We start from the raw sequence: 17,653 nt of genomic DNA on the forward strand, positions 1-17,653 counted from the left end.
CGGGCCCGCCTGTGGCGGACCGCCTCGCCGCTCAGGCCGATGATAGGACGATGGGACATGACACGTTCGGCCCACGCGACGGCCCACCTTCCGCGGCTCCTCGTTCTCGCCGCGGGCCTTGCCCTCGGCGGCTGCAGCTCGACCGGTGGCGTCACCTCCGTCGGTTCTCAGACCGGCGGTGACGACGTGGAGTCGAGCTATATCGGCTCGACCGCCAACCTCGCCTCGCTGGGCGACGTGGTGCAGCGCAACCCCAACGATCCCCAGGCCTTCAACATGCGCGGCACGGTCCTCGCCCGCACCGGCCGCCGGGCCGAGGCGCTGGCCGACTTCTCGCGCGCCATCCAGATCGATCCGAACTACGCCCAGGCGCTGTCCAACCGCGCCCTCGTCCATCGCCAGAGCGGCCGCGCCGACCTCGCCCTCGCCGACTACAACCGGGCGATCGCCGCGGACGCCAACTACGCCGCCGCCTATATCGGCCGCGGCAACGTCTACCGGACGCAGAACCGCCACGCCGAGGCGCTGGCGGACTACAACCGCGCCATCCAGATCAACGGATCCAACGCGCAGGCCTATCACAACCGCGCCCTGGTCTGGGCGGCGCAGGGCAACCACCGCCAGGCGGTGGAGGACTTCACCACGGCCCTCGGCCTCGCCCCCAACAATGCCGAGCCCTATTACGGCCGCGGCCTGAGCTATCTCGCCCTGAACGAGAACAAGCTCGCCCTCGACGATTTCAACGAGGCGGTGCAGTTCGACCAGCGCAATCCCGACCTCTGGGTCGCCCGCGGCCAGGCGCTGGAGCGCACCGGCGACACCGAGCGGGCCCTCGGCTCCTACACCAAGGCGATCAGCGTCGAGGAGAACCATCCCGGCGCCCGCGAGGGCTTCGCCCGCCTCGGCGGTCGCGCCGGACAGACCTACCGCCTGTTCAACTGATCGAGCGGGTTTCTGCCCGCTCCGGGAATCGGGAATGCCCCACCCTCACCCTCCCCTCGCTGCCGCGAGGAGAGGGGGACTACGGCGCCGCGCCAGATCGTCAACCCTCGTGCCTGGCGCACCCGCTGCGGATCAGCCGCGGGAGTGGAAGGCCCCTCCCCGCGCGGCGGGGAGGGTGCGGGTGGGGTATTGCCTGAATCAAGCGTTGCCCGACCTCATTCCAGGTCCTTCGCCAGCTCCATCACCGCCGGCCGGAACCCGAAACGCTCATAGGCCTTGCGCGCGATCGTGTTGCCGACGATGGCGCCGATCATCAGCCGCCTGACGCCGTGGCCGCGGGCGAGCCGCTGGGCCTCCTCGAGCAGGGCCGTGCCGATCCCCTGCCCCCGGTATCGCTCGTCGACGACGAGTTCCGTCACCCAGCCGACCCGGCCGAGATCGGCCCGGAGATAAGGCTGCGGCGGCTCCAGCACGAAGCACATCATCCCCACCGGCTCCGCCCCGTCGAGCGCCACCATCAGCGCCCCCCCGTCGCGTCCCACACGCCTGAGGTCGCTCTCCAGACAGGCCTCCGCCGCCTTGAGATCGCGCGCCCGGTCGGCCGAGATGCCGTCCTCGAAGAGGTTGAGTTGATGCACGAGGCCGATCACCGCCTGGCGGTCGGCGGGCGCATAGGGGCGGATGGCGATGCTCATGGAACGGCGCCGTCGAGGTGGGGCGCGACGACCGCGCGGGTCTCGTCGCTCGACACCACCGGAACGATCTCGAAAGTGATGCCGGAACCGCGCCAGGACAGCACCCATTCCTGCAGCAGGCGCAGGTCGTCGCATTGCATGAGCTGGAAGCAGCGGTCGAAGTTCGGTTCGATCCAGCTCCCCACATAGATGAGCCCTTCGGGCAGCGAACGCCCGCTGTCGCGCACCCGCCGGTAGACCGGGACCGGATCGCAGCCGGCGAAGCGCTCGATGACCATGAAGAGCATGGTGCCTCCCAAAAAAGAAGCGGGGCCCGACAGCCCCGCTCCGATCCTAGATCATCCGGCGGCGGCCCCTCAACCGAGGGGCTGGAGGTCAATGCCCCAGGGCCTTGACGATGCTCTCCACCATCTTCTTGGCGTCGGCGAGCAGCATCATCGTGTTGTCGCGATAGAACACGTCGTTGTCGATGCCGGCATAGCCGACGCCGCCCATGCCGCGCTTCACGAACAGGATGTTGCCGGCCTTCTCGACGTCGAGAACCGGCATGCCGTAGATCGGCGAGGTCTTGTCGGTCTTCGCCGCCGGATTGGTCACGTCGTTGGCGCCGATCACGAAGGCGACGTCCGCCTGGGCGAATTCGGAGTTGATGTCCTCGAGCTCGAAGACCTCGTCATAGGGCACGTTGGCTTCCGCCAGCAGCACGTTCATGTGGCCGGGCATGCGGCCGGCGACCGGATGGATGGCGTATTTCACCTCCACCCCCTCCTTCTTCAGGAGGTCGGCCATCTCGCGCAGGGCGTGCTGCGCCTGGGCCACCGCCATGCCGTAACCCGGCACGATGATGACCTTCTGGGCGTTCTTCATGATGTAGGCGGCGTCCTCGGCCGAGCCCGCCTTGTAGGGCCGCGCCTCGGCCGAACCGCCGGCCGCCGCATCCTCGCCGCCGAAGCCGCCGAGGATGACGGAGATGAAGGAGCGGTTCATCGCCTTGCACATGATGTAGGACAGGATGGCGCCCGACGAGCCCACCAGCGCGCCGGTGATGATCAGCGCCGTATTGCCCAGCGTGAAGCCGATGCCCGCCGCCGCCCAGCCCGAATAGGAGTTGAGCATCGACACGACCACCGGCATGTCGGCGCCCCCGATGGGGATGATCAGCGTCACGCCGACGACGAAGGAGAGGATGACGATCAGCCAGAAGGCGAGCGTGCTCTCCGTCCGCATGAAGACGATCATCAGCACGACGATGGCCGCGGCCAGCGCGATGTTGATGAGGTGGCGCTGCGGCAGCATGATCGGCTTGCCGCTCATCCGCCCGTCGAGCTTCAGGAAGGCGATGACCGAGCCAGTGAAGGTGATGGCGCCGATGGCGGCGCCGAGGCCCATCTCGAACAGCGACAGGCCCTTGATGCCGCCCCGCGAGCCGATGTCGAAGGCCGTCGGCGCATAGAGCGCGGCGGCCGCCACGAAGACGGCGGCGAGGCCGACGCCCGAGTGGAAGGCGGCGACGAGCTGCGGCATCGAGGTCATCGGCACCCGGCGGGCAATGACCGCGCCGATGCCGCCGCCGATGCCGAGGCCGGCGAGGACCAGGATCCAGGCGCCGATGCCCGCGGGCCGCGCATAGGCCAGCGTCGTCAGCACGGCGATGGTCATGCCGACCATGCCCATGAGGTTGCCCTGCCGCGAGGTGGACGGGCTGGACAGGCCGCGCAAGCTCAGGATGAAGAGGACGCCCGAGACGAGATAGAGGAGGGCTGCGAGGTTCGCCGACATCGGTTCAGCCCTTGCTCGTCGCCGGCTTGTCCTTCGCCTTGTACATCGCAAGCATGCGCTGTGTGACGAGGAAGCCGCCGAAGATGTTGATCGCCGCGAGGACCAGCGCGATGAAGCCGAAGATGCGGGCCATCACCGTGCCGGAGTCCATGACCTGCACGCCGACCGCGAGAAGCGCGCCGACGACGATGACCGAGGAGATGGCGTTGGTGACCGACATCAGCGGCGTGTGCAGGGCCGGCGTCACCGACCACACCACGTAATAGCCGACGAAGACGGCGAGGGCGAAGATGGTGAGGCGGAAGACCGTCGGGTCGATCGCCCCGCCGGTGGCGCTGTGGACGGCGGCGCCGGCCACGGTGGCGATCTGGTCGGCGACCGCGGTGGCCTGTTCGGAGGCGAGCCGCGCCTGTTCGGCGGCGATGCGCGCCGCCTCGGCTGCGGCGCGGGCCCGTTCGAGGGCCTGGTCTGGCGTCAGCGTCGTCATTCGTTTCCCCTCGGATCAGGCCTTGGTGGACTTCTTCGGCGCCGGCTTCGGCTTGGCCGGCGCCGGGTCCTCGCCCGCCGGTGCGGCGGCGGCGGGGGCCGGCGGCGGAGGCGCCGCGGACTGGAAGTTCGGATGCACCACCGCCCCGTCGCGGGTCAGCAGCGTCGCCTTCACCAGTTCGTCGTCCCACGGCACGACGAGGGCCTTCGCGGCCTTGTCGATCATGATTTCGAGGAAGGCGAAGAGGTTCTTGGCATAGAGCGAGGAGGAGGTCGCGGCGAGGCGGCCGGGCACGTTGGCGTGGCCGACGATCTTCACGCCGTTCTCCGTCACCACGATCTCGCCGGCCTTGGCGCCCTCGACGTTGCCGCCGCGCTCGACGGCGAGGTCGACGATGACCGAACCCGCCTTCATCGAGGCGACCATGGCGGCGGTGACGAGCCGCGGCGCGGCACGGCCCGGGATCAGCGCCGTGGTGATGACGATGTCCTGTTTGGCGATGTGCTCGGCGACCAGGGCCGCCTGCTTGGCCTGATATTCCGCCGACATCGGCTTGGCGTAGCCGGCGGCGGTCTCGGCCTGCTTGAACTCGTCGTCCATCACGGCGACGAATTTGGCACCGAGGCTCTCCACCTGCTCCTTGGCGGCGGGGCGCACGTCGGTGGCGGTGACCACGGCGCCGAGCCGGCGGGCCGTGGCGATGGCCTGGAGGCCGGCGACGCCGGCGCCCATCACGAAGATCTTGGCGGCGGGAACGGTGCCCGCGGCGGTCATCATCATCGGCAGGGCGCGGCCGAACTCGCCGGCGCCGTCGATCACGGCACGATAGCCGGCGAGGTTCGCCTGGCTCGACAGCACGTCCATGACCTGGGCACGGGTGATGCGCGGCATCAGCTCCATGGCGAAGGCGGAGACGCCGGCCGCGGCCATGGCGCCGAGTGCCGCCTCGTTGCCGTAAGGGTCCATGGTGGCGAGCACCACGGCGCCCGCCTTGTAGCCCTTGAGCTCGGCGGCGGAGGGACGGCGCACCTTGAGGACGACGTCCGCGCCCTTGACCGCATCGGCGGAGAGACTGGCGCCGGCGGCCGCATAGTCCGCGTCGATGATGCCGGAGGACAGGCCCGCGCCGGGTTCCACCACGACCTCGGCGCCCAGCGCCATCAGGCGCTTCACCGTGTCGGGCGTGCCGGCGACGCGCGGCTCGCCGCCTTCCGTCTCCCTGGGGATCGCGATCCGCATCAACTGCTCCTCCGGTCCGCCCTGCGCGGGGCCGCTCCGAGGGGCGTCATGTCAACCTGTGCGGCACCCGCTGCCCCCCGGAAACGGGCGTGCCTCGCCCGTCAGAGCAGGAAGATCGCCATCAGGATCATCAGGATGACGAGAGAGACCGTGCCCCACTTCGTCAGCCCGGTGAAGAAGGCGTAGGTGCGCTCGTGCTCGGCATAGTCCATCGGTGCGATGCCGTCGACGCGCGGTTCGGAGGCCATGGTTCAACTCCTGAAAGACAGCCACTTCTCACCGCTTGGGGTAGCGCATGGATCGTGGTCTTGCAACGCACCCGAAGCGCCTAATTTCGCCGCATCAGCGGGGCGCGGTGAAGGCGGGAACGCCGCCCTGGACGGCGGCCCCGCCGCCACCCGATCCGGCCGGCGCATTGGGCAGCGGCGTCGGGCGCGGGCCCGAGGAGGCCGGTGTCGGGTCGGGCCGGCGCTGCGGGCTGGCGGGAGGGACCGGCGCCGCCATGGGCGGCGCGGACTGCGGCGGACGCTGGCTGTCGTCGGTGAGCTGCACCGTCCATTGCCGCTGGTCCTGGGTGTCCACCTCGAAGAAGCCGAGACGGTCGTAGCCGCGCGCCAGGCACTGCTCGATGCCGCGGATGGTGAACTCCTTGTCGCGCGAGCACATGAAGGCCCGGCCCGACCACTCGCCGCCCTGGTCGTAGTCGACGGCGTAGAGGTAGTAGTAGCGCGCCACCAGGGGCCCGCGCAGGATGGTCTCGCAGGACCTGGCCGGCACGTTCCACCAGCCCTCGGTGGTCCAGCCCTCGCCGTCCTTGTAGCCGATGGCGACGCCCACCCGGCTTCCCGTCGTGTTGCACAGGCGCAGGTCCGCGGCGGCGGGCGCCGTGCCGCCGAGCCATATCGCGCCCGACGCCAGGGCGGCGAGGAGGCAGAATGCGCGGGGGGAGAGACGAGTCATCAGCGCCTTGTCATCCAGCTCTTTGGCTTTTCCTTGATACCACCGGCACTGTCAACGAAACGGCCGGCCGCAAATCCAGCCGTCCACCGCGGCGCGTCAGTTGCGCAGCACGATGCAGGCGCCTCCCGCCGCCCGGATGCGGTTGCAGAGGGCGTCCGCCGCCGGCCGCGTCTCGACCGGCACCCTGACCCGGAAGAACAGCGCGCGTCCGCGGCTGCGCAGGCGCTGGCCGAGCACCAGCGGTTGCACGTCGCCGAGCACGCCTGAGAGCCGCCCCTTCGCCCGCTGGTAGCCGGCGAGCGCCACCGCCCGCGAGAAATTGCCCGCGAGCTGCACGCCCCAGGGCGCGAAGGGCCCCTGGATGCCCGCGAGGAGCTCGCCCGGCCGCCGGAGCAGTGCCGTCACCATCAAGCAGTTCTGCGGCGGCTGGTCCTGCAGCCCGGCTTGCGGCACCACGCCGCGGCGGCGATCCTCGGCCCAGTCCTCGGCCGTGCGCGCCGTGATCTGGAAAACGTAGTTCTGGGTTTCGAGCGGCAGCCCTCCCCGCCCGTCGAGGAAGGTCTGCACCCGCGTCGGCCCGCCGTTGTAGGCGGCCGCGGCGAGGCCGAGATTGCCGAACTGGCGGCGGAGGTCGGCGAGGAGCGCCGCCGACGCCGCGATCGCCTGTTCGGGATCGAAGGGGTCGGCGAGGCCCCGTTCGCGCGCCGTCCCCGGCATGAACTGGGCGACGCCCTGCGCCCCGGCCGGGCTGACGGCGCGGATGCGGAAGCGGCTCTCCACCCAGATCAGCCGCGTGAAGAAATGGACCGGCAGGTCGTGCCGGCGGGCGCCGGCCTCGATCAGCCGGCAGATCGCCTGTTCCAGGGTCTCGACGGTGGCGGGCTGTGCCCTTGCCGGCAGGGCGGTGGCGCAAGCGAGCGCCGCCAGAAGAGCCCCCGTCGCCGGCCGGCTTCTCATCGCGGCCGCGCCACCCAGATGCCCAGCATGATCGCGGCGCCGCCGGCGACCTGCGCCAGGCTCAGCGCCTCGCCCAGCACCGCCCAGGCGAAGAGCGCGGCGATCACCGCCTCGAGGAAGATCACCAGCGAGGAGAAGACGGTGGGCAGCGTGCCGAGTGCCACCGACAGGAGCCCCTGCCCCGCCGCATGGGTGAGCATGCCGAGCGCCAGCACCGCGAGCCAGCCCTGCATGCTCTGCGGCAGGATGCGCGGCTCCAGTACCAACGCGACGGCGAAGAGCACGAGGGCCGTCACGGCAGTGGAGTGGAGGGTCAGCCGCGCCGCCCCGTGGGTCGTCCGCCCGGCCCGGATGGCGTGGAAATAGAGGCCGAAGAAGACGCCGGTCGCGAGGCCATAGAGGTCGCCGGACAGGCGCGAGCGGTCGACCTGCAGGCTGTCGCCGACGAGCGCCGCGCCGCCGGCGATGCACAGGGCGAGGCCCGCGAGAGTCGCCCCGGAGACGCGGTCCTTGAACCACAGCCAGGCGACGAGGATGACCCAGACCGGGGCGGTCGTGGCGAGGAAGGTCGAGTTGGCGATGGAGGTGTTGAGGATGGACAGGTGCCAGAAGAACAGGTCGCCGGCGAAGAACAGGCCGGCGAGGACGCCCGGCAGGGTCAGCCCGGCGCGCTCCTTGCCGCCGCGATCCCCGATCCGCATCCACAGGTAGAGGACGGGCAGCGCCAGCGCCGCGCGCCAGAAGGCCGAGGCGAAGGGGCCGACATCGGCGAGCCGCACGAAGACCGGCGAGACCCCGAGCGCCGTCGCCCCCGCCAGGAGCGCCAGGAAGGCGCCGGCCCGGGAGGTGCCGGCACGGGAGGCGCCCGGCGCGGGCGTGAGCGTGGGAAGCGGGGTTGTCATGTCACGGGCTCGTCCCCGTTCCATAGGGGCCGGCGGGCCTGTGGACAAGCGCCGCGCCGCTTGACCGGGCGGCGCGAATTCGCGAACGAGTGCGGCTCCCTCCGCCCTCGCCCCTGGAGCCGCACATGGTCGATACCCAAAGCGTCGCAGCCGATCAGCTCAAATCCATCATCGAGCGCATCGAGCGCCTCGAGGAGGAGAAGAAGGCGCTGTCGGACGACATCAAGGACGTCTACGGCGAGGCCAAGGCCAACGGCTTCGACACCAAGGTGCTGCGCAAGATCATTTCCCTGCGCAAACAGGACCGCGACGAGCGCATGGAGGAGGAAGCGATCCTCGAGCTCTACAAGCAGGCCCTCGGCATGGCCTGAGGCCGGCCTTCAGGCCCGCTTCGGTCCGAAAGTGGCAAGGCCCGCCGCGGCGATGACCGCGGCGAAGCCGACATAGTCGAGCAGGCCGGGCCGGTCGCCGACCAGCACCATGGCGCCGACGACGCCGACCACCGGAATGGCGAAGGTGGTCATCGAGGCGGCTCCCACCGTCAGCCGGTCGAGCAGCGTGAACCACAGCACATAGGCCAACGCCGTCGCCCCGACGACGTGATAGGCGATGGCGAAGGCCGTCCACGCCGACAGGCTCCCCGGCAGGGTCTCGCCGCTGACGACGAAGCCGACCGCCGCGACGCTTCCCGCCAGCAGCAGTTGATAACCGATCGCCACCATGCGGTCCGCCCGGTACGGCCGGCGCTTGAGATAGACTGAGCCCGCCGCCCAGCTCAGCGCCGCCACTACCGGGAACAGCACGCCGAGCGGATTGACCGTGCCGGTGAAGATTGGCGAGGCCAGCACCGCGATGCCGGCGAGGCCGACGACCAGCGCCGTGACGCGCGTGCGGTCGAGCTTTTCCCCCAGCACCCAATAGGCGAGCACGATGGCCCAGAGCGGCGTCGTGAAGGTGAGGATGGCCGCCCGCGAGGTCGTGGTGGCGAGCTGGGCGAAGACCACGGCGAGATTGAAGACGGTGATGTTGAGGAGGCCGCCGACCAGCAGCGGCACCACGTCGCTCCGCGCGAACCGCAGGGAACGGCCGGTGAGGAGCGCCGCCGCCAGCAGGATCAGCCCGCCGGCGCCCATGCCGCCCATGCGCAGCGCGAAGGGCGGCACTTCCGACAGGCCGATCTTCACGGCGGGCCAGTTGAGGCCCCAGAGGATGGCCAGGGCCGGCGGAATGAGGCGAATGGGGTCCATGGCGTCCCGTCTCGTCCGGGGCGCGCGGCCGGTCCGGCACTGTGATCGGCTCCGGCCGGGGGCCGGAGGGGCGCGGACCATGCAACGGATGGGCACGCCCCGCCATGGTGCGGCGTGCAGGTCAGGGGCGCATCGGCGCCCGCGGCCGGATCAGCGGGAGAGGAAGGCGCCGCGCTGCGGCGTCGGCGCGGCGAAGTCGATCGTCCGCAGCGTGGAAACCGCCTGACCCGAGAAGCGCTGGGTCGGCACGGTAGCCGGGGCCGAGGCGGAGAAGGTCATGGCGACCACCTGGACCGGCTGCTGGATCAGGCGCTGGGCCCGCGGGTCGGGAGCATGCATGGCCGCGACGGCCGCGGCGCGCTCGGCCGGCTGGCGGGCGAAGACCACCGTGCCGCCGGCGCTCTCGGCATTGGGAGCCACCATGGCCGGCGCCGGGGCCGGACGGGCGGGACGTGCCGCCTGGCGGGCGGGCGGAGCGGCGGCGGTCCGCTGCACCGGCGCCGGACGCGCCTGGGGTTGCGGGTGCTGCGGCTGCGGGCCCTGCAGGGCCGGAGCGGCCGGCAGGGTGACGGGCTGCGACGGCGAGGCGAAGGCCAGCGCGATGGCCGGGGCGCCCTCGGCCGGGGCACGGCCGCGCTGCTCGCCGGTGGTGATGAGCGGCGGCAGCGCCGGGGCGGAAGCCGGGGCCGGTGCGGCGCTGGCGAGGACCTGCGGACGGGCGGGCGGCAGCGGCGCCTGCGCCACCGTCGCGGGCTCGGCAAGGACGGCGGGCCGGGCGGCGGGCTGCGGGGCGAGCGCGGCGACGGCCGTGGCCGGGGCGGGAGCCTCGCCCGGAATGGCGGGGCGGGCCGCCGGCAGCGGCGCGGCGACGAGGCGCTCGGCGGCGTCCTCCTCCTCGGCCGAGCCGCGCATGCGCTCGGCGGCGGGCGGCGCGCGCAGCGGCACGGGCGCCTGGGCGATCAGCATTCGCGGCGGCGGGTTGGAGACGATCTGCACCGGGCGGCCCGGCGGCGGCTGGTTGATCGTGGTCGGGACGGGGGCGGCGGGCGCCGCGACGGCCGGAGCCGGCTGCGGGGCTGCGGCGACGGGCGGCGCCTGGACCGGCGCGGCCGCCGGCGGCGGTGCGGCCGGGCGGCGCTGCTGCTCGCCACCGCCGAACAGGCCGGCGAAGAGGCCCATCGAGTTGCTGCGCTGGCGGATCACGCCACCGCGTTCGCTGTCGTCGTCGAAAGTGGCGCTCTCGTCGGCGCGCGAATTGTAGAAGCGCGAGGCGGTGCCGCCGCGCGAGCGCACCATGGCGAGGGCCGTGTCGAAGCCGGCCATCGGCCGGCCGTCGGCGGGAATGTGGACCGTGCGGCCGTCGGGGAAGAGGCGGGCGAGATAATCGCGCGAGACCTTCGGCCAGTGGCGGACGGACCCGGTGTCCATGTGGACGAACTGGTTGGCCGAGCCAGGATAGAAGCCGACGCCGCCGCGCTGGAGCAGCATGCCCGCCTCGCGCACCCGCGTCATCGAGGCGCCGGGAATGTAGAAGTCCATCGCCTGGCCGCTGATGTGGCGCGACTGCTGGGCGACGGCGCGGGAGCGGCGGCGCAGCATGGCGTTGGTGCCGGCGGAGCGATAGGCCGAGACGACGTGGATCTGCGACTGGGCGCCGACCGAGCGATAGACCTCCCAGACGATGTCGAAGAGATGCGGATCCATCCGCGTCGGCTCGTCGCGGCGCCAGTCGCGCAGGAACCAGTTGAGCTTGTTCAGCGCGTCCTGGTCATAGCGGCCGTTGCGCTTGAAGGTGACGAGGATCTGCTCGCCCGTATGCTTGTGCAGCATCGACAGGGTGCGCGTGTCGCCGTTGGCGACGACCGTCTGGGTCGAGTTGCTGATGGTGATGAGGCAGCCGAGGCTCAGGGCGAAGGTAGCGGCCGTGCGCAGCGTGACGCGCGACAGACGGCCGGGAACTGAGCGTTGGGCTGAGGACACTATGACGGGGCTCTATCGTTGAACGAAGGACGGTACGTGAGCCCTTCCGGCGCGGCTCATGGTGAACGTATCATCGTCAGGATCGGTTAAAGAACCCTGAGTTTCGTCAACGGATCGACAACCACGACGCCGCTCACGGATGCGTGACCGGTAGGCAGGAAAAGTGGCGAAATCATGCCAACTCCCCCGGCTCCGTTGCCGTCGTGGTCAATCGACCCTTAACCGCGCCCGCCTGAAAGCGCGGCCCTGACTCGCGCATTGTGGCCGTAGACGTCGGGAAGCTCAACCAGCGCGCCGGTCGAATCCACCGTCATCGTGAAATAGACGAGATGGATCGGAATCGCCTGGCGGAAGCGCACGGAGCGCTCGCCGCCGCCATAGAGGCTGCGCATCCGGCCGATCGTCCAGTTCTCCCCGGGCAGGGCGATGCCGAGCAGCAGCGCCGCCAGCTCCTCGGGATTCTGCACCCTGACGCAGCCGTTGGAGAGCGTGCGGTTGGACCGGCCGAAATCGCCGCGCGAGGGCGTGTCGTGCAGGTAGATCGCGTGGCGGTTCGGGAACATGAACTTCATGCGGCCGAGGGCGTTGGCCGTGCCCGGCGGCTGGCGGAACGTGTAGCGGCCGACATTGGCCGAGGCCCAGTTGATGGTCGAGGCGTCGACGACCCGGCCGCCCTGCGTCACCTGGATGCCGCGGCGGGCGAAATAGCCGCCGCCGTTGCGGCTGGCCGGCCCGAGCATGGAGCGCCGCACGATCGAGATCGGCACGTGCCAGGACGGATTGAGCACGATGAAGCTCATCGCGTCGGAGAAGACGGGCGTCTGGGTCTCCGGTCGCCCGACCACGGCGCGGGTGCTGTGGACGACCTGCGTGCCCTGCACGACGTTGACCTGCGCCTCGGTGGAATTGACCCAGATATGGGTCTCGCCGAGTTGGCGCGGCAGCCAGCGCCAGCGCTCCAGGTTGGCGATGAGGTCGCGCTCGCGCAGCGCGTGGCGGCGCGTCGCCTCGGTGGTGGTCATCTCGCGCCGCTCGCCGCGCATCTCGACGAGCTTGGCGCGCAGGCGGCGGAAGCCGGGATGGGGCGGATTGAAGCCGTCGATGGCGGCGGTGACGTTCTCGGCGCGGGCGACGCTCTCCAGCGCCGCGGTCGTCTCGATGCGCGGCGGCGACACGTCGAAATAACCGGACAGGCGCTTCGGATCGGTGCGGCCGCCCGAGGCGTGGGAGGCGTAGAGCGCCACGGCACGGGCCAGCGCCAGTTCGAGCCGAGCGACGCTCTCGGCGGTGCGCGGGCCGGTGGGAAGCTGGATGCGGTAGGCGGCGGGATCGAGACCGTCCTCGCCGGCCTGGCCGAGCCGGGTCAAGGCCGCCTGACCGCGTTCCGCGACCACGCCGTCGCGCACGAAGAGCGGCTGGTAGCCGCGGCCGGCATAGAAGGGGTTGAGCTGCTGCTGCAGGGCGCGGTCGCCGCCGGGACGCGCCAGGATGATGCGCAACTGCTGGGCGACGCGCTCCACCGTGATGGCGGGGTCGGGCTGGCCCTCCTCGAGGAGGCTCGGCGGATCGTCGGGGATGGCGGCGAAATCGGCTTCCGTCGGCTGCGGCACCTCGGGGGCGCGCGCCGTCTCGGGGGCCTCGTCGTCGGCGTTGGGAGCTTCGGCGAGGATCGGCGAGGGCGGGAAGGCTTCAAGGCCGAAGTCACGCGCCGCCACCGGTCCGACCGCGTCGAGCGGCGGGCGCGGGATGGCCTGTTCGACCTCCCAGTCGGCGAGACGGAAGCGCTGGGCCGGTTCGGCCTGTGCCGTTGCCAGCGATCCTGAGCCGATCAGGGCGCAAGCAAGGAAAGCCGACTGCCAATGCATCGTGGTCCCCTCGGTCCTGCGAGCGAATCCGGCACGGACCGCCCCCTTCTGCACGTAGCGTTTTTCGATCATGCGCCTCGGTTCCGATCAAGCCACGTTCGCCTCATCGCCGCGAATATCGGGCTCTGCGAGGATTTGCAGTCACACCTCCTCTGCCGCGTCAGCCGGCTCGTCCAGGCCGAGATCCTTGAGCTTGCGGTAGAGCGTGGACCGACCGATCCCCAGCCGCCGGGCGACCTGCGACATCTGCCCGCGGTAGTGGTCGATGGCGAATTTCAGCGCCTCGGTCTCGATCTCCTCCATCGGGCGGACATGGCCGGCCGCATCGACCAGCGCGATGGAAGCCCCGGGCACGATCATGGCCGGCTGCGGCGCGATCGCCGGCTGCAGCGCCGGCGATGCGACCACCACCGGGGGAGCCAGCGGCACGACCACCTCGTAGCCGTCCACCTGGGCGGCGATCTGCGGGAAGTCGGCGATGGAGAGCTCGTCGCCGTCGCACAGCACCACGGCGCGGAACACCGCGTTCTCGAGCTGGCGGACGTTGCCCGGCCAGGGATAGGCGCCGAGCAGGCCGAACACCGCCGGCTGGACCCCGCGGATGCGCTTGCCCTCCTCCGCCGCGATGCGGGCGAGGAAGTGGCGGACGAGATCGGGAATGTCCTCGGCGCGCTCGCGCAGCGGCGGCAGGGTCATCGGGAAGACGCAGAGGCGGTAATAGAGATCCTCGCGGAACCGGCCGTCCTTCACCGCCTGGATGAGGTCGCGGTTGGTGGCCGAGATGATGCGGATGTCGACCTTGACCGGCCGCTTGGCGCCGACCGGATCGACCTCGCCCTCCTGGATGGCGCGCAGCAGCTTCACCTGCGTCTCCAGCGGCAGTTCGCCCACCTCGTCGAGGAAGAGCGTGCCGCCATGGGCTTCGACGAACTTGCCGGTGTGCTTGTCGGTGGCCCCCGTGAAGGCGCCCTTCTCGTGACCGAACAGGATGCTCTCGACGAGGTTCTGCGGGATGGCGCCGCAATTGACCGCGACGAAGGGCTTCGACCGCCGCTCGCCGGAGCCGGCGATGGCGCGGGCGAGCAGCTCCTTGCCGACGCCGCTCTCGCCCTCGATCATCACCGGGATCATCGAGGAGGCGGCCTTCTCCGCCATCTTCAATAGCGGCTGCATGCGCGGCGAGCGGGTGATGATGTCCTTGAAAGTGAGCGTGCCCTCGGCCTTGCGCTTCAGGCGCTGCACCTCGGCGACGAGGGCCTCGGTCTTCAGCGCGTTCTTGATGGACACGGCGAGGCGCTCGGCGCCCACCGGCTTGACGACGAAGTCGGTCGCTCCCGCCCGCATGGCGTTGACCACCGTGTCGATGCCGCCCTGGCTGGTCTGGACGATGACCGGCTTGACGATGCCCTCCTCGCGCATGGCGGCGAGCACGCCCATGCCGTCGCGTTCGGGCATGACGAGGTCGAGCAGGACGAGATCGATGGAATCGCCGTCGGCGGCGAGTACCTGCAGCGCCTGCTCGCCGTTTTCGCACAGGCGCGGCTCATAGCCGAACCTGCGGACCATGGCCTCGACCAGACGGCGCTGTACCGGATCGTCGTCGCAGATGAGGATGGTCGTCACGGCATGCACTCCCGGGGATGCGGATGTCTCGATTCGGGAGAGGGTGGTGGGCGCCGCTTAAGGGCCGGTTAACGCCGCTCTAACGGGTTGCCCCCCGACGGATCAGGCGGCGCGGGCGGCGGCGGCGAAAGGGGCGAGCGCGGCGGCGAACTGGCGGGCGGCGGCGTCCCAGGTGCGGGTTTCGGCAACCGCGCGACAGGCGCGGCGATCGAGGACGAGGGCGCCGGCGATCGCCGCCGCGAGATCCTCGTCGAGCACGCCGACGGCCGGATCGGTGACGACGTCGAGGGGTCCGGGCACCGGGAAGGCCGCCACCGGCACGCCCGAGGCCATCGCCTCCTGCATGACGTTGCCATAGGTGTCGGTGCGGCTGGTAAAGACGAAGACGTCGGCGGCCGCATAGGTGGCCGCGAGGTCCTCCCCCGTCTTCACGCCGAGGAACACCGCCTCGGGGAACCGCCTCTCCAGCTCGGCGCGCTGCGGGCCGTCGCCGACCACGACCTTGGTCCCCGGCACGTCGAGCGACAGGAAGGCCTCGAGGTTCTTCTCCACCGCCAGCCGTCCGACGCTGAGCATGACCGGCCCCGGCAGGTCCAGGCTCGCGCGTTCCCGCGGCCGGAACAAGGTGGTGTCGACACCGCGCGACCAGATTGCCAGGTTGGCGAAGCCCCAGCCGGCGAGCTCCCGCCGCATCGTCTCGGTCGGCACCAGGGTGCGCGTCGCCGCGCCGTGGAAGCGGCGCAGCCAGGCATAGGTCAGCGCCTCCGGGATCGGCGCCCGCGCCCGCACGTATTCGGGATAGCGGGTGTGATAGCTGGTGGTGAAGGGAAGCCCCCGCGCCAGCGCCCAGCGCCGCGCCGCGTGGCCGACCGGCCCTTCCGTCGCGATGTGCAGCGCTTGCGGGCTCATGGCGTCGAGCCGCGCGGCGATGGCGGGTCCCGCGCCGATCGCCAGGCGGATGTCGGGATAGGTCGGCAAGGGCCAGGTGGGCAGGCCCTCCGGCGTCACGAACTGCGCCGAGACCCCGAGCCCCGCCAGCGCCGCGGCGGTCTCTGTGAGCGAGCGCACCACCCCGTTGACCTGCGGCGCCCAGGCGTCGGTGGCGATGGCGAGACGCATCGGGGCCTCCGGATCAGGCATTCACCCGCGAGCGGCCCGGCAGGACGACGGGGATGTCCGGCTCGGCCCGGTCGTTGTCGACAAGTGCCGGGGCGGCGACGAGCTCCGTCCAGCGGATGATCTCGAAGCGGCCGTCATAGCCCTCCACGAGGGCGGTGCAGCTCTCCACCCAGTCGCCGCAGTTCATGTAGCGGATGCCCGACTGGTCCTTGATGGCGGCGTGGTGGATGTGGCCGCAGATGACGCCGTCGACCTTCTGCCGCCGTGCCTCGACCGCCAGAGCCTCCTCGAAGGCGCCGATGAAGTTCACAGCCTTCTTCACCTTGAACTTGGCCCAGGCGGAGAGCGACCAGTAGGTCAGGCCCATGCGCCGGCGCACGAAGTTGAGCCAGCGGTTGCAGTAGAGCGCCGCGTCGTAGGCCCAGTCGCCGAGATGGGCGAGCCAGCGCGCATGCATGACCACCACGTCGAAGGCGTCGCCGTGGATGACCAGGAACCGGCGCCCGTCCGCCGCCTCGTGGACGATCTGGTCCATGACCTCGATGCCGCCAAAATGCGTGCCGAAATAGTCGCGCATGAACTCGTCGTGGTTGCCGGGCAGATAGGTGATCTGGCTACCCTTGCGCACCGCCCGGAGCAGCTTCTGCACCACGTCGTTGTGAGCCTGCGGCCAGTACCAGCCACGCCTCAACTGCCAGCCGTCGACGATGTCGCCGACGAGATAGATGACGTCCGCGTCGTTGTGCCGGAGGAAATCGATGAGGAGGGCCGCCTGCGAACCCCGGGCGCCGAGATGGACATCCGAGATGAAAATGGCCCTGTGCCGCTTCTGCACCATCGTCCGGCTCCCGGCCGCTGATCCCCTTTGGTGCGGGCAGCAAGACCAGATTCGCCTTGCGCTTTTGTGACAGGCGCGGCGACGCGACGCCGGCCGCTGTCGTCCAACCGTCGTGGAGCCTTGCTAGCCCTCGCTGGATGCCGGCCCGGCACCGCGATTCGGAACCCGCCGGCCCGACGAGCAGACGGAGGCGCCGGATGGCCGGAGATCTCGACCGCGACACCATGGAACGGGCCTATGCACGATGGGCGCCGATCTACGACGCCGTCTGCGGGCCCGTCTTCGAGAAGGGCCGCCGCGCCGCCACCGCCGCCGCGAAGCAGGCCGGCCGGCGCATCCTTGAGGTCGGCGTCGGCACCGGCCTGTCCTTTCAGGACTACGACGCCCGCCACGAGGTCTACGGCATCGACCTCTCCGAACCGATGATCGCCAGGGCGCGCGAGCGCATGGCCTCGGGCGCCTTCCCCCATGTGAAGGAGGTGAACGTCATGGACGCCCACCACCTCGCCTATCCCGACGCCATGTTCGACGCTGTCGTGGCGCAGTTCGTCATCACCCTGGTCGAACGGCCCGAGCGGGTGCTGGACGAATGCGCCCGGGTGCTGAAGCCGGGCGGCGAGATCATCCTCGTCAACCACCTCTATTCCGAGCGGGGCCTCGCCGCCGCCGTCGAGCGCTGGTTCGCCAAGCACGCCCACACCTTCGGCCTGAGGCCGGAGTTTCCCTTCCAGCGGCTGCAGGCCTGGGCCGAGGCCCATGGCGGGGTGGAGGTGGCCGAGCGCCGCCGCGTCGCGCTGCTCGGCGTCTATACCCTCGTCCGCTTCCGCAAGCTGGCCGAGGGCGATCGCGCCGCTACCCGTTTCGCCGCGGCGGGGTGAGGGACCACTCCCCGCGCTGAATGGCACGCGCGCCGCGCCCAGATGGCACCGGCTCTCGTGACGTCGGCGCGGCACGATCGGCCTCGGATGGCGCCGGCCCCCGGCCGCCGGTATCGGCCTGCGGCGTTGCTCATGCGCAACG

Annotated in this window: 17 protein-coding genes and 1 pseudogene; 3 read left to right on the forward strand and 15 right to left on the reverse strand. The window is 70.9% G+C overall.

All coding sequences use genetic code 11. The features are described from left to right. Positions 1-57 precede the first annotated feature (57 nt). Positions 58-942 carry a tetratricopeptide repeat protein gene (locus tag C6569_RS11935; RefSeq protein WP_106749057.1) on the forward strand — a complete coding sequence of 295 codons (885 nt, stop codon included), beginning with the start codon at positions 58-60 and terminating at the stop codon, positions 940-942. A gap of 215 nt (positions 943-1,157) precedes the next feature. Here C6569_RS11935 and C6569_RS11940 read toward each other — a convergent pair whose 3' ends face one another. The 9 genes and pseudogenes from C6569_RS11940 to C6569_RS11980 form a co-directional block, all read right to left on the reverse strand. Then, the gene (locus tag C6569_RS11940; protein ID WP_106749058.1) at positions 1,158-1,637 is read right to left on the reverse strand and encodes a GNAT family N-acetyltransferase; all 480 of its coding nucleotides are present in this window, start codon (positions 1,635-1,637) and stop codon (positions 1,158-1,160) included. Beyond that, the gene (locus tag C6569_RS11945) at positions 1,634-1,924 is read right to left on the reverse strand and encodes a DUF3303 domain-containing protein (RefSeq protein WP_106749059.1); all 291 of its coding nucleotides are present in this window, start codon (positions 1,922-1,924) and stop codon (positions 1,634-1,636) included. Before C6569_RS11945 ends, C6569_RS11940 begins: the two co-directional genes overlap by 4 nt. Before the next feature lie 88 nt (positions 1,925-2,012). After that, positions 2,013-3,416 (reverse strand): NAD(P)(+) transhydrogenase (Re/Si-specific) subunit beta, encoded by a 1,404-nt coding sequence (locus C6569_RS11950; protein WP_106749060.1) that lies wholly within the window; start codon positions 3,414-3,416, stop codon positions 2,013-2,015. A gap of 4 nt (positions 3,417-3,420) precedes the next feature. Beyond that, entirely contained in the window at positions 3,421-3,903 is a 483-nt protein-coding gene (locus C6569_RS11955) for a proton-translocating transhydrogenase family protein (protein ID WP_106749061.1), read from the reverse strand. Positions 3,904-3,918: 15 nt separating this feature from the next. After that, complete coding sequence (locus C6569_RS11960) at positions 3,919-5,142, reverse strand: Re/Si-specific NAD(P)(+) transhydrogenase subunit alpha (RefSeq protein ID WP_106749062.1); 1,224 nt, start codon at positions 5,140-5,142, stop codon at positions 3,919-3,921. A gap of 116 nt (positions 5,143-5,258) precedes the next feature. After that, positions 5,259-5,390: pseudogene (locus C6569_RS11965) on the reverse strand (aa3-type cytochrome c oxidase subunit IV); the annotation flags it as partial. Positions 5,391-5,484: 94 nt separating this feature from the next. After that, positions 5,485-6,102 carry a DUF1036 domain-containing protein gene (locus C6569_RS11970; protein ID WP_106749064.1) on the reverse strand — a complete coding sequence of 206 codons (618 nt, stop codon included), beginning with the start codon at positions 6,100-6,102 and terminating at the stop codon, positions 5,485-5,487. A gap of 96 nt (positions 6,103-6,198) precedes the next feature. Further along, the gene (locus tag C6569_RS11975) at positions 6,199-7,059 is read right to left on the reverse strand and encodes a lytic transglycosylase domain-containing protein (protein ID WP_106749065.1); all 861 of its coding nucleotides are present in this window, start codon (positions 7,057-7,059) and stop codon (positions 6,199-6,201) included. After that, positions 7,056-7,961, reverse strand: a complete 906-nt coding sequence (locus C6569_RS11980) for a DMT family transporter (protein ID WP_245898083.1) — start codon at positions 7,959-7,961, stop codon at positions 7,056-7,058. The genes C6569_RS11975 and C6569_RS11980 overlap by 4 nt, the downstream gene beginning before the upstream one ends. Before the next feature lie 125 nt (positions 7,962-8,086). Between C6569_RS11980 and C6569_RS11985 the strand changes: the two genes are divergently transcribed. Beyond that, positions 8,087-8,332 (forward strand): DUF2312 domain-containing protein, encoded by a 246-nt coding sequence (locus C6569_RS11985; RefSeq protein ID WP_106749067.1) that lies wholly within the window; start codon positions 8,087-8,089, stop codon positions 8,330-8,332. 9 nt (positions 8,333-8,341) lie between these two features. Here C6569_RS11985 and C6569_RS11990 read toward each other — a convergent pair whose 3' ends face one another. From C6569_RS11990 to C6569_RS12015, 6 genes are all read right to left on the reverse strand, one after another. Further along, the gene (locus C6569_RS11990; protein ID WP_215905746.1) at positions 8,342-9,208 is read right to left on the reverse strand and encodes a DMT family transporter; all 867 of its coding nucleotides are present in this window, start codon (positions 9,206-9,208) and stop codon (positions 8,342-8,344) included. Between the two features lie 150 nt (positions 9,209-9,358). Continuing rightward, positions 9,359-11,188 (reverse strand): peptidoglycan L,D-endopeptidase MepK, encoded by a 1,830-nt coding sequence (locus C6569_RS22395; RefSeq protein WP_281260347.1) that lies wholly within the window; start codon positions 11,186-11,188, stop codon positions 9,359-9,361. A gap of 218 nt (positions 11,189-11,406) precedes the next feature. Continuing rightward, on the reverse strand, positions 11,407-13,053 hold the full coding sequence (locus C6569_RS12000; protein ID WP_146144789.1) for a L,D-transpeptidase family protein: 1,647 nt from the start codon (positions 13,051-13,053) through the stop codon (positions 11,407-11,409). A 141-nt stretch (positions 13,054-13,194) separates the two neighbouring features. Further along, the gene (locus C6569_RS12005) at positions 13,195-14,619 is read right to left on the reverse strand and encodes a sigma-54-dependent transcriptional regulator (protein ID WP_245898332.1); all 1,425 of its coding nucleotides are present in this window, start codon (positions 14,617-14,619) and stop codon (positions 13,195-13,197) included. Between the two features lie 159 nt (positions 14,620-14,778). Then, the gene (locus tag C6569_RS12010) at positions 14,779-15,795 is read right to left on the reverse strand and encodes a glycosyltransferase family 4 protein (RefSeq protein WP_106749070.1); all 1,017 of its coding nucleotides are present in this window, start codon (positions 15,793-15,795) and stop codon (positions 14,779-14,781) included. A 13-nt stretch (positions 15,796-15,808) separates the two neighbouring features. Next, positions 15,809-16,633 carry a UDP-2,3-diacylglucosamine diphosphatase gene (locus C6569_RS12015; RefSeq protein WP_106749071.1) on the reverse strand — a complete coding sequence of 275 codons (825 nt, stop codon included), beginning with the start codon at positions 16,631-16,633 and terminating at the stop codon, positions 15,809-15,811. A gap of 197 nt (positions 16,634-16,830) precedes the next feature. Here C6569_RS12015 and C6569_RS12020 point away from each other — a divergent pair, with 197 nt between their 5' ends. Next, positions 16,831-17,511 carry a class I SAM-dependent methyltransferase gene (locus tag C6569_RS12020; RefSeq protein WP_106749072.1) on the forward strand — a complete coding sequence of 227 codons (681 nt, stop codon included), beginning with the start codon at positions 16,831-16,833 and terminating at the stop codon, positions 17,509-17,511. Positions 17,512-17,653: the final 142 nt, after the last annotated feature.

This window comes from Phreatobacter cathodiphilus, assembly GCF_003008515.1.
GTDB classification, from domain to species: domain Bacteria; phylum Pseudomonadota; class Alphaproteobacteria; order Rhizobiales; family Phreatobacteraceae; genus Phreatobacter; species Phreatobacter cathodiphilus.

What these genes read in the sequence shown, in the direction of transcription:
- C6569_RS11935 (WP_106749057.1), top strand. Translation starts at nt 58, where the DNA reads ATGACACGTTCGGCCCACGCGACGGCCCACCTTCCGCGGCTCCTCGTT.
- C6569_RS11990 (WP_215905746.1), bottom strand. Translation starts at nt 9,208, where the DNA reads ATGGACCCCATTCGCCTCATTCCGCCGGCCCTGGCCATCCTCTGGGGC.
- C6569_RS11980 (WP_245898083.1), bottom strand. Translation starts at nt 7,961, where the DNA reads ATGACAACCCCGCTTCCCACGCTCACGCCCGCGCCGGGCGCCTCCCGT.
- C6569_RS12005 (WP_245898332.1), bottom strand. Translation starts at nt 14,619, where the DNA reads ATGGTCCGCAGGTTCGGCTATGAGCCGCGCCTGTGCGAAAACGGCGAG.
- C6569_RS12000 (WP_146144789.1), bottom strand. Translation starts at nt 13,053, where the DNA reads ATGCATTGGCAGTCGGCTTTCCTTGCTTGCGCCCTGATCGGCTCAGGA.
- C6569_RS11975 (WP_106749065.1), bottom strand. Translation starts at nt 7,059, where the DNA reads ATGAGAAGCCGGCCGGCGACGGGGGCTCTTCTGGCGGCGCTCGCTTGC.
- C6569_RS11945 (WP_106749059.1), bottom strand. Translation starts at nt 1,924, where the DNA reads ATGCTCTTCATGGTCATCGAGCGCTTCGCCGGCTGCGATCCGGTCCCG.
- C6569_RS11950 (WP_106749060.1), bottom strand. Translation starts at nt 3,416, where the DNA reads ATGTCGGCGAACCTCGCAGCCCTCCTCTATCTCGTCTCGGGCGTCCTC.
- C6569_RS11960 (WP_106749062.1), bottom strand. Translation starts at nt 5,142, where the DNA reads ATGCGGATCGCGATCCCCAGGGAGACGGAAGGCGGCGAGCCGCGCGTC.
- C6569_RS11955 (WP_106749061.1), bottom strand. Translation starts at nt 3,903, where the DNA reads ATGACGACGCTGACGCCAGACCAGGCCCTCGAACGGGCCCGCGCCGCA.
- C6569_RS11970 (WP_106749064.1), bottom strand. Translation starts at nt 6,102, where the DNA reads ATGACTCGTCTCTCCCCCCGCGCATTCTGCCTCCTCGCCGCCCTGGCG.
- C6569_RS12020 (WP_106749072.1), top strand. Translation starts at nt 16,831, where the DNA reads ATGGCCGGAGATCTCGACCGCGACACCATGGAACGGGCCTATGCACGA.
- C6569_RS11940 (WP_106749058.1), bottom strand. Translation starts at nt 1,637, where the DNA reads ATGAGCATCGCCATCCGCCCCTATGCGCCCGCCGACCGCCAGGCGGTG.
- C6569_RS11985 (WP_106749067.1), top strand. Translation starts at nt 8,087, where the DNA reads ATGGTCGATACCCAAAGCGTCGCAGCCGATCAGCTCAAATCCATCATC.
- C6569_RS12010 (WP_106749070.1), bottom strand. Translation starts at nt 15,795, where the DNA reads ATGCGTCTCGCCATCGCCACCGACGCCTGGGCGCCGCAGGTCAACGGG.
- C6569_RS12015 (WP_106749071.1), bottom strand. Translation starts at nt 16,633, where the DNA reads ATGGTGCAGAAGCGGCACAGGGCCATTTTCATCTCGGATGTCCATCTC.